The following is an 11,053-nucleotide window of genomic DNA, read 5'->3' as shown; positions in this document are numbered from 1 at the left end:
CAAATATTATGAAAGTTTCAGCAACTCCACCATTTGTTATGAAGATTTTTGAACCATTTAATACATAATGGTCGCCTTCTAATACAGCAGTTGTTTGTTGTCCTGCAGCATCTGTACCAGCACCTGGTTCTGTTAATCCGAAAGCGCCGATCTTTTTACCGCTGCAAAGATCAGGTAAATATTTTGCTCTTTGTTCGTTAGTTCCATTTTCATTAATTACTGATGCACATAATGATGTATGCGCTGAAAGAATAACTCCTGTAGTACCACAAACTTTTGATAATTCTTCCACAGCTATTATATATGAAAGAACATCTCCGCCTGCTCCACCAAATTCTTTAGAAAATGGGATACCCATCATTTTAAGCTTAGCCATTTTTTCAACGTTTTCCATAGGGAATCTTTCTGATTCGTCGATTTCAGCAGCTATTGGCTTAACTTCATTTACTGCGAATTCTCTAACCATTTGTTGTACTAATTGTTGTTCTCTAGTTAATTGGAAATTCATTAAATTACCCTCCTTGTTAATTAAACCTATTTGATACAAACTATATATAAATCTCTAATAGATTTTTAACTAATTATTAAAAAATTATTTATTTTGAAAATTCTTTTCTGCTCTTCTTTCTAAGAACGCAGTCATTCCTTCTGTTTGATCTTCTGTTGCAAAGCACTTTCCAAAGTCTTCTGCTTCTATTAATATAGCTGCATCTATATCAACTTGCATTCCTCTGTCTATAGCATCTTTACAATATGCAACTGCTTTTGGAGCATTAGCTGCAATCTTGTTAGCCATTGCTTTTGCTTCTTCCATCAATTTTTCTAATTCAACTACTTTATTAACTAAACCTATTCTATAAGCTTCTTCTGCCTTTATAAGGTCACAAGTATAAATTAATTCTTTAGCTTTTCCTGGCCCTACAATTCTAGCTAATCTTTGAGTTCCACCAAATCCTGGAGTTATTCCAAGTCCTGCTTCTGGTTGACCAAATTTAGCTTTAACTGAAGCTATTCTTATGTCACATGACATAGCAAGTTCACATCCACCACCAAGAGCAAATCCTGATATAGCTGCGATAACTGGCTTATCCAATTTTTCTAATCTTCTGAAGACATTGTTTCCTAAAATACCAAATTCTTTACCTTGTTCTTCATTAAGATCTTTCATTTCTGAAATATCTGCTCCAGCAACAAAAGATTTCTCACCAGCACCTGTAACTATAACTGCATACACATTGTTGTCTGCTTCTAAATCATCTAAAACAACATTTAAATCTTTTAGTGTTTCTGAATTCAATGCATTTAATGCCTTTGGTCTATTGATTGTAACAATAGCTAAATGCCCTTCTTTTTCAAGAATAACATTTTTTAATTCCATTCTAAGGACCTCCTTCAAACTTGCTTATTTTTTTAATTTTCACACTATTTTTGATATTTTTTATCCTAATTGTTAATAATATAACAAATAAGTTTAAAAAAATATCAAGACTTCACGCCTCAATTAAAATTATAATACGTTCCTAGATTATTTGCAATAAAATATTGCGTTATTAATATAAGTTTTTAAGTATATGAAAAAAATAACTGATCAAAGGTATATATCTATTTTCATGCCAAACAGAGAAGAAAACTTTATTCATGTAAAGCTTTTGAATAAGTTTTTCTTAAATCTATTTCTAAAAACAAATATATATATTTAATCTGTTATTTTTTGAACAAGCTTTAAATAATATATTGCATATATTTATTATATTTTTAACTTTCACTCTCATTTAATAAATAAATTAAAGTCAATAAACTTTCACTTAGATGCACATTTTCTACTTTCACATGATCTGGAACTACTAAATCTACAGGAGCAAAATTCCAAATTGCTCTTACTCCACCCCTTATTAATTCATCAGCAACAACTTGAGCATTTTTTCTAGGAACACAAATTATACCAATATCTATTTTATGTTCTTCTAGTACGGATTCCATTTCGTCTATATCCATTATTTCTACATCTCTGATTTTCATTCCTATTAATTTAGGATTTGCATCAAATATTGCTGTTATTTTAAATCCTAAATTTTCAAATCTAGAATAATTCGAAACTGCTTGCCCTATATTTCCAGCACCAACCAGTGCAGCTTCATAACCTCTGTCTAATCCCAATATAGCGCTAATTTGGGTATATAGTTCCTTAACATTATATCCATAACCTTGTTGTCCAAAGTCTCCAAAACAATTTAAATCTTGTCTAATTTGTGATGCAGTAAATCCAATCTTTTCTCCTAATTCTTTTGAAGAAATTCTATCCACCTCATTTTTCATAAGTTCTTCAAGATATCTATGATACTTAGGCAACCTTTTGATAACTGCCATCGATATATTTTTATGCTTTTCCATATCTACTTTCTCCTATTTCAATACTTTTATATTTTTCGACCCTATAATATTTATATCAAATTAAATTATATAACTACTATTTAGACTTTTATTAATTATGATTAGTCTATTTATTAACAATCAATTTTAAAATTATATTCACATTGTTAAATTTTAATTAATTGCTATAATTTATAATTCTACCATATTTCTATATTTTTATGTCAAGCTTAATTAAATTATTTATTCAAAAGTGCCTATAAATTTAAAATTTCTCTTGATAAGCAACAGAAGTCTCCAGAAAACTCACTACTATGAAATTTTACTTTTTTATATTTTGACCACTTTTTTTAATTTAAACCGCTTTATTTTTAACCTTTTCTATATAATAACAATATCAATACTTAAACATGTGTTCAAGAATTTTATTTTAACATTGTGATTTTTGTTTATATTAAATAATATCTTTATAAAATTTTATGCCTTTTAACAAAATCAAAAAAATATTTCAAAATAATTTTTCAACCATTTTGAAATATTTCTTATCTTAAGAAATTAAATTACTTTAATCACCTTATTTTCATTGATAAACACATTGTTCAATATCATATTTAATACGCTATCGCAAACATAATACGAAAAGGTTAAATCATTATAATAATTTATAGTTCCATCATATTGCTTCTGTAGCTGCATTATAAACTCTTCTATATTACTTGAATCTACATGTGTATTTATAATTCCTGTCGGATCAAACGACTTAGCTACCTTAGCTAAATTTTTCTCATACATCATATGATGCTTTACAGCACTCGTACTCTTAAATTCCCATCTATAATAGTGTGGTGCACAGAAAAAATCACATAAAAAGTGACATATTACTCCAAGCTCTTCACTAAACTTACCAATTGTCATATTATAGTATATTTCTTCCAATGATAATGATGATAAATGTATAATCTTTTCAATAATCATATTTATACTTTCATTAAAATAATGCTTCTTAAATTTATATTTAGGCGCACAATCAGGTTTCACGTTCCCCCATATGAATCTTTTATTATTAATTAAATAAATACTCTTTGTATTAGCATATTTTATAATATTTTCTGCCATAATCTTGTGAGTATTGATCATCAATGCTTGATCACATCCTCTGCATATTAAATTTTATATTTTATGAAGCCCTCATTTAGGCGTTTCGTTATTTTTTTATAAATTAAATTTGTTTTGTATACTTATAATAATACTCTAGATTCAAATTTACAACACTTTATTAATCGATTTCTTCAAGTATTATATGTACTAATACCCAAGAATATCAAAGCTCATAACGTATTAAACTATATTAGTAAAAATATTAGTTTAATATATTTTAAGCATACATTTCATATGGTTTCCTTATATACTAACTCTAACTTGCACATGCTTTCTAAGTGCATCTCCAAAGATAAATAAGCTGCTTCAGTATCATTAAGATATATTGAAACAGCTTACTTACTATAGAAATTTATTATATTCTTTATTTTCGTTGAGCCTATTTAATAAATGTTTTATTTCCTGATCCTTATTTTTATCCATTACAAGAATAACATCTCCAGCATCTACTACAACTAAGTCTTTTATTCCAAACCCAATTATCAGGTTCTTGTCCCCAAATATGGAGCAATTCTCGCAATCGTCAATATAAACATTCTTAGATATACTATTATTTCTATAAGTGCTCAGTAGCCTACTTAAAGCGCCAAAACTTCCCATATCATCCCAACTAAAATCACATTTAATAACATAGGCTTTTCTAGTTCTTTGCATAACCCCAAAGTCTATAGAAATTCCGTCTATAAGTTCATATTGGTCTTTTATAACACTCTCTTCATTTTCCTCTCCTAAATTTTTATATATCTCCATCAGTGATTTATGCAATTTAGGCAAGTATTTTTCTATTTCTCTTAGTATAACGTCGGCCCTAAATATAAACATCCCAGAATTCCATAAATAAGTTCCTTTTAATATGAAATCTTTAGCTACCTCTGAATTTGGTTTTTCTGTAAACCTTGCAATTCTATAAGTTGGTATGCTTCCAGCAGTTCTTTCCCCCATTTCTATATATCCATATCCTGTTTCAGGTCTACTAGGTTCAATCCCAAGTGTAACGATACACCTTCTCCTATTTGCCATTTCTATTGCTTGTGATAAAGTATCTATATAATTCTTCTCACCCTGAATATAGTGATCTGATGGTAATACAACCATTACTGCATTAGCATCTTGTTTTAATAATTTTACTGCAGACAAACCTATACAAGTTGCAGTTTCTTTATTAGCAGGCTCTACAAAAATATTTTCCTCTCTAATTCCTATTAGTTCATCCTTAACTTTTTCTTTGTAGTCCATATTGGTTACAATATAAATATTATCCCTGTCTATTAATGGCATTATCCTATCAACAGTATTAACTAAGAAACTTTTATCGTTAATTAGCTTTAAAAATTGTTTTGGTTGATCGGCTCTTGATAGAGGATATAGTCTACTGCCCTTACCTCCAGCTAAAATCAGCCCGTATATCACGCATTTTCAACTCCATGTAATGATACTAGTTCATTATATGTCAAAATATTTGTATGTGTGAGTCTATAGTAAAAAGAACAATAAATTATTTCCCTTAAATGTTCTTCTTCCTGAATTATAGCCCCTCCATTGTGTTCCCTTCACCAACCAAGCTATAGAAATCTTTTGTAAATACATCTACTGCATTTTTAGTTGCATCATGTTTTATTAATCCTTCTATTACATCTGCTGCTGCTGTAACCGATCCAATTCCATACTTGCATAAATTCAAAACTTGTTGTGAATTTTTGAAGCTTGCAGCTAATACATCCGAATTTAATCCATGCATTTTAAACATGTCATGAATATCTTTTGCAACTTGAACTCCATCAGCTCCCATATTATCAATTCTATTTACATAAGGTGCTGTATATCTTGCCCCTGCTTTTGCTGCCATGAAGGCTTGCATCGAAGTATAAATAGCTGTTGCTGTAATATTTACATTTTCCTTACTTAATAATTTCATAGCTTTTATTCCTTCAGGTGTTACAGGAATTTTAATATAAGTATCCTTTCCAAGTACTTCAATCATATGTTGTGCTTCATCAACCATTTTTTCAGCAGTTAATGATACAACTTGAGCATGTAATTGTGCCCCTTCTGGTAAGAATTCTCTAATTGCTTTTAATACCTCCATAGGATTTCCACCTTGTTTTTTTAGAATAGATGGATTAGTTGTCACCCCATCACATGGGTAAAATTCATAAATCCTTTTAATTTCATCTAAGTTTGCATCATCAATTAACATTAACATTTTTTCTTCTCCCTCTCTCTTTTTAATTTCTATACTTAAATTAAGTAAATGCGTTATAAATACTATAAAACAATACTCCATTCCAAGAATATATATTCTTAAGAATTTTAGAACTTTAGAATATTAAAATAAAAACATTTTTATTTATACCTTTTTATTCAGCAATCAATGAATATCCGAAACAACTACTTAACTAAATTTCTTATTCCTGCTGAATAAGCTATATCATAAAATTCCTCCATTTGAGTCTCAGTATACATTTTAGGATTCTCTTCAAAACAATAATCTAAATTATTGATTAAGTTGTATTTTGATTTTGCAAGTGGATTATAATTTAATAGTTCATACCTTACTTTTGAGTAAATGCTTGAAATATATCCACTTATATCATGAATATTAATTTTATTTGCTGTAAATTGAGGTATTAGTGGAGTTCTGATAATCACATTATCTTTCTTATTGCTTTCTAAAATAAACTTGATGTTCTTTTTGATTAGTTCATTACCTACGCCAGTAGAAATCTTATGCTTATCATTATCAAATACCTTTAAATCTGCAAAAATTGTATCTAGATACGGTAGCGCTTCTATTATATATTCAGTAGGGACGAATAAAGATGTTTCAATCGCTGTATTTATTCCAGCTTCTTTTAACATTTTAAGTAATACAACTACAAATTCTTTCTGGTACAATGGTTCTCCACCAGATAAAGTTACCCCACCACCATATTTAAAAAACGCTTTATCCTTCAGTGCTATTTCTATAACTTCATCTAAAGTATAATTTTTAGAATCCATAGTTAACGCACCAGTCGGACAAATATCTGTAACAATTTCATTTTGTTCATCTATACATTTATCTTGAGCAACACATATTTTATTATTTTCTCGTATAACTGATTGATTAGAGCATTTTTTAATACATAGATCACAATTAATACATTTATTTTCAAAATGAATTAATTGTTCCTTTGGAGAAATACCTTCGGGATTTTGACACCAAACACATTTAAGCGGACATCCTTTTAAAAAAATCGTTGTTCTTATTCCCTCTCCATCATGTGTTGAAAATCTTCTTATATCAAAAATCTTTCCTGTTAAAGACGAATAATCTTTTTCCATAGGCTATATATCCCCATAACTTGTTCTTGCTATAATTTCATTTTGCAATTCTCCTGCAAGTTCAGTGAAATATGCTGTATATCCCGCTACACGTACAGTTAAACTACGATAATTTTCAGGATACTTTTGCGCTGCTAATAAATCTTCTTTACGTAAAACATTAAATTGAATATGTGGTATTTCTAAATCTACAAAGGTTCTTAAGAATCTTGCAAACTTATCCCGTCCAATCTCATTCTTAAAAAACTCAGGTAAGAACTTCATATTTAATAAACCACCATTAGTAGTTAATACATTATCTAATTTTGATACAGACTTTAAAACAGCAGTAGGTCCTGCAATATCTCTTCCATATACAGGTGACATACCACCGTCAGCTAAAGGTGCCTTTGCATATCTTCCATCTGCAGATGCTCCTACATTTTCACCCATTGGAACATGGGCAGATACTGTATACATTCCCGTATGATATTTACCTCCACGATAGTTTGTATAAGATTTAAGCTTTCCATTGAAATATCTTGCCCACTTAGCACCAATTTCATCTACCCATTGAATATCATTCCCGTATTTAGGTGCACGATTTAATAGCATAGCCCTTATCACTTCATATCCTTCAAAGTTATTTTGAAGAGCTTTTAACAATTCTTCTTTAGAAATTCTCTTTTCATCATATACTAAAAGTTTTATTGCTGCCAAGCTATCCGCTAAATTTGCAACTTGTATCATTTGAATTCCTGACAGATTATATACTGCTCCACCTGCAGTAACATCTACACCTTTCTCAATGCAGTCGTCAATAACTGACGATAAGAATGGCGAAGGTAAAACATCTATGTGGGCTTTTTCAACTTGTTCACAAGCTAAAATCATTCTATCAATGAAATAATCTATTTGCTTAGCAAATGCTTCTTCTAAATCTTCATACTTTTCGTAAGTGGTTAGATTACCTAAGTCTTGAGACAATGAATCTCCTGAAATTAAGCATTTTCCACCATTTAGAGTGATCTCTAAAACCTTATTTAAATTGAACATTGCTGCATCACTCCAACCAAGATTATTACCTTGAGTTGTAAGCTCTACGCATCCAACAATTGCATAGTCTCTTGCATCTTTTTCTTTAATTCCTAAGTCTATCATAGACGGCACTACTGATTCATCATTAAAGAACTGCGGCATTCCACTGCCTTTTGCCACAACTTTTATGCTCTCTTTCAATAGTTTTTCTGATGTGTTCTTATGAAGTCTCACAGATAAGTTAGGTTGTGGCAGACCTAAATGTTCTTGAGCTTTTAGGAATAAGAAAGATAATTCATTTGAAAAATCATTACTCTTTTCATCTTGGCCACCAATTGCAATATTAAATCCTATAGGAAATCCTGCAAAAAATTTAGCACTATGAGAATTTCTTAAATAAACTATTTCATTGAACTTAAGCCAAAGACATTCAATTATTTCTAAAGCCTTTTTATCATCTATATTTCCAAGATGTATATCTCTTTTATAATATGGATATAAAAATTCATCCATTCTTCCTGGTGAGAATGATGATGCATTTGATTCCATATGAAGTATAACAAATAAAAACCAAATTGCTTGCACCGCCTCATGGAAAGTTTGTGCCTGCCTTCTAGAGATATTCTTACAAATCTCTGCAACTTGAAGCATATCTGCTACTAATTCTTCATCGCAGATTGACTCAGCTTTTTCTTTCATTAAGTCATGGTATCTCATCATAAATTCTTGAGCACCTTCCATAACAATAATTACACTTTCATAAAATTCCTTACTTTCTTTTGTAGAATTCTTCATTTTTTCAATGGCTCTTTGCTTAATTCCTTCTGGGCCTAAAGCAAGCCACTCTCTGCAATTTGGACAAATATGCCCTTGAGCATGGTCTTTTTGATTTATTTTTACCACTTTTGCAATTTCATCAATTTCTTTTCCATATCTCTGTCTAATGACATCCTCTAATGAGTGTCCATCCCAATATGGTTTAATCACTTTTCGAAATGTTTCTATATCATTTAAATTCACATTAAATTTGTCTTGAGGTCTAGTTGGTAGAGATTCAAATTCTTTATCAATCCATGAGCTACCGCTCTCTGGAAAAACAACACCATATCTAACCCCTTTAGTACGGTTACCTACTATTAACTCTTCATCATCAACACCAATTTCTAATTTTGAAAGAGAATTCTTTAATGCTAATGCTCTTTTTATAATAACTGGATTATCTTCATTCTCTTTATAAGTTTCAGTTATTATAAGTGCTTGTTCAATAGATGCATATCTTTTTTCAGATAACATCTTCTGCTTTAAATTTTTAATTCTTCGAGACATTGCTAATTCATCCATTTCTCTTTCTCCTTTCCGCTTATTTATTATCATTTATTATTACTATATTCCTATTTTATATCATTTCAAATTATTTTTCAATGTATTTTTTATTATTTCATATAGTTTTATTAAGATAATACTGATTTGTTTAAAGAAGATTATTTAATCTTAAATACCTAAAGGTTCAATTTCCTAACTTATTCTATAAATCATAGATTTTATATTATATTTATTAAAGTTCATATATCCCTTTCAAAACAAAGGGTAAGAGATCACTCCCTTACCTTTTGTTTTTTCTATTCTTGTTTTAGAATCTTTATATAATCTTTTGCAAACTGTGTTGCTACATCAATATCTGCAGAATTTTCTCCAATGTATATCCTGTAGCTTACTCCATTATAATGCCAAACCATATAATATATTTTGTTAACACTAATAGGCTTCTTTGTCACATCATCGCCATTCTCACTTCTTTCATATTTAGCCCTATTTTCTTCCAAAACTCTACATTTTATATTATCAATAGTTGTTTCTTTAACACTATTCATTTCTGAATCCTCACTAAATTTTGATAAGTATATGAAAAATTTATGTTTCTCACTATCTTCATATGATTCACAAATGTTTCTTATAATCTTATAATCTTTACTAAGCTCATTAAATATTTGATCATCTCCTACTGCTTTTCTAAACTTATCTAATGAGTTTTCTTCATCTTTATATTTCAAATCTTTAACAGTCATCATCGCTACTGGAGACACAGGATATCCTGCAATTTCCGTAATGGAGAAATTCCCAACCTTTTCAGGAAAATCAAATTCAAATCCAAATTTCCCCTCTATCTCATTTTTGTTTTTATCCGTTATCTCAAAACCTCCAACGGTAACATCATCAACTGCCTCATCTTCTGATCTCTCAATAATATTACCTGATTTATCAAGTAAAAATATTGTCTTCAATGCTTCCTGCGCAGCAGCCCTTGCTCCTGGTGAAAATGTAAAAACACCAATAATAGCAAATAATACACAGCATATAGGAACTAACACTTCTTTTCTTATATTTTTTATACTAAAATACTTTTTCTTTCCCATTTCTTTCTCCTTATTATTCCAAGCCTCATTAAAAATATCTCTTGAAGCTTTAATATTAAAAATACTATCATCTATAGCACTCTTTATTACCTTATCCAAATAACCCTTATCTTTCATTTTTAATTAGACTCCTTTCTATTTAACTATGATCATCCCGCTTTCCACCTCAAAGCAATTGGCTAACTGCTTCTTCAAAGCAGCTCTGGCATAAAACAACCGTGATTTTACCGTGGCCTTAAAACAACCTGTAACCTTTGAAATTTCTTCCATTGTCATATCATTGTAATAATAAAGAATAACAACTGTTTTTAAATTAGGACTTAATTTGTTGATTGCACTCCGCATTACATGTTTTATCTCATATCTATCAATTATGTTTTCTTTTTCTTGATTCTCATCAAAAAATAAACCTTCATTTTCTGATGTTATTTCTAACGGAACTAACTCTGACTGCTTTTTTGTCATTTTCCAGCCTGTTCGCATAAGAATCTTAAAAAACCATACTTTAAACGCTTGTGGCTCTTGAAGTTTATTTATTTCCATGAAGCATTTCATATATGTCTCTTGGAGTATGTCTTCAGCAATTCCTCTATTTCCTGATAAAAAATATGCAGTAGCCAACGCCTTTTTTTCTACAATTTGAAAAAGTTCGCGAAATGCTTCCTTCTCTCCGAGCTTGCAACGCGTTACTATTTCTTCTATATCCATCTTTGCACCTCTCTTCCTTTTGGAGCTCCTATAATATAAGAGGATTAATTTAGTAAAAAGGT

10 protein-coding genes are annotated in these 11,053 nt (G+C 29.8%); all 10 read right to left on the bottom strand.

The features are described from left to right. Positions 1–508: acyl-CoA dehydrogenase family protein (locus tag L1S46_RS18320; protein WP_238900659.1), on the bottom strand; the 508-nt coding region annotated here is incomplete at its 3' end. Positions 509–592: 84 nt separating this feature from the next. Beyond that, positions 593–1,378: a short-chain-enoyl-CoA hydratase gene (locus L1S46_RS18315; RefSeq protein ID WP_238900658.1), complete on the bottom strand. Its 786-nt coding sequence runs from the start codon at positions 1,376–1,378 to the stop codon at positions 593–595. 377 nt (positions 1,379–1,755) lie between these two features. After that, positions 1,756–2,391, bottom strand: a complete 636-nt coding sequence (locus tag L1S46_RS18310; protein ID WP_011967670.1) for a redox-sensing transcriptional repressor Rex — start codon at positions 2,389–2,391, stop codon at positions 1,756–1,758. A 534-nt stretch (positions 2,392–2,925) separates the two neighbouring features. After that, a complete protein-coding gene (locus L1S46_RS18305; protein WP_171788808.1) occupies positions 2,926–3,507 on the bottom strand; it encodes a zinc dependent phospholipase C family protein in 582 nt (193 codons plus the stop codon). A gap of 363 nt (positions 3,508–3,870) precedes the next feature. Continuing rightward, on the bottom strand, positions 3,871–4,938 hold the full coding sequence (locus tag L1S46_RS18300) for a mannose-1-phosphate guanylyltransferase (protein WP_011967668.1): 1,068 nt from the start codon (positions 4,936–4,938) through the stop codon (positions 3,871–3,873). 115 nt (positions 4,939–5,053) lie between these two features. Next, complete coding sequence (locus L1S46_RS18295; RefSeq protein WP_238900657.1) at positions 5,054–5,731, bottom strand: transaldolase family protein; 678 nt, start codon at positions 5,729–5,731, stop codon at positions 5,054–5,056. A 185-nt stretch (positions 5,732–5,916) separates the two neighbouring features. Then, a complete protein-coding gene (locus L1S46_RS18290; RefSeq protein ID WP_238900656.1) occupies positions 5,917–6,852 on the bottom strand; it encodes a glycyl-radical enzyme activating protein in 936 nt (311 codons plus the stop codon). 3 nt (positions 6,853–6,855) lie between these two features. Beyond that, positions 6,856–9,210, bottom strand: a complete 2,355-nt coding sequence (locus L1S46_RS18285; protein WP_238900655.1) for a formate C-acetyltransferase/glycerol dehydratase family glycyl radical enzyme — start codon at positions 9,208–9,210, stop codon at positions 6,856–6,858. A 278-nt stretch (positions 9,211–9,488) separates the two neighbouring features. Continuing rightward, the gene (locus L1S46_RS18280; protein ID WP_238900654.1) at positions 9,489–10,400 is read right to left on the bottom strand and encodes a hypothetical protein; all 912 of its coding nucleotides are present in this window, start codon (positions 10,398–10,400) and stop codon (positions 9,489–9,491) included. An 18-nt stretch (positions 10,401–10,418) separates the two neighbouring features. Next, positions 10,419–10,991, bottom strand: a complete 573-nt coding sequence (locus L1S46_RS18275) for an RNA polymerase sigma factor (RefSeq protein WP_238900653.1) — start codon at positions 10,989–10,991, stop codon at positions 10,419–10,421. Positions 10,992–11,053: the final 62 nt, after the last annotated feature.

The sequence above is a fragment of the Clostridium sp. YIM B02500 genome, assembly GCF_022324665.1.
Taxonomy (GTDB): domain Bacteria; phylum Bacillota; class Clostridia; order Clostridiales; family Clostridiaceae; genus Clostridium; species Clostridium beijerinckii.
The sequence above is the reverse complement of the archived record's forward strand: the minus strand, read 5'-3'. Positions and strand labels throughout refer to the sequence as shown.

Coding starts and splice junctions, on each gene's coding strand:
- L1S46_RS18280 (WP_238900654.1), bottom strand. CDS start 10,400: ATGAAAGATAAGGGTTATTTGGATAAGGTAATAAAGAGTGCTATAGAT.
- L1S46_RS18285 (WP_238900655.1), bottom strand. CDS start 9,210: ATGGATGAATTAGCAATGTCTCGAAGAATTAAAAATTTAAAGCAGAAG.
- L1S46_RS18275 (WP_238900653.1), bottom strand. CDS start 10,991: ATGGATATAGAAGAAATAGTAACGCGTTGCAAGCTCGGAGAGAAGGAA.
- L1S46_RS18305 (WP_171788808.1), bottom strand. CDS start 3,507: ATGATCAATACTCACAAGATTATGGCAGAAAATATTATAAAATATGCT.
- L1S46_RS18315 (WP_238900658.1), bottom strand. CDS start 1,378: ATGGAATTAAAAAATGTTATTCTTGAAAAAGAAGGGCATTTAGCTATT.
- L1S46_RS18290 (WP_238900656.1), bottom strand. CDS start 6,852: ATGGAAAAAGATTATTCGTCTTTAACAGGAAAGATTTTTGATATAAGA.
- L1S46_RS18310 (WP_011967670.1), bottom strand. CDS start 2,391: ATGGAAAAGCATAAAAATATATCGATGGCAGTTATCAAAAGGTTGCCT.
- L1S46_RS18295 (WP_238900657.1), bottom strand. CDS start 5,731: ATGTTAATGTTAATTGATGATGCAAACTTAGATGAAATTAAAAGGATT.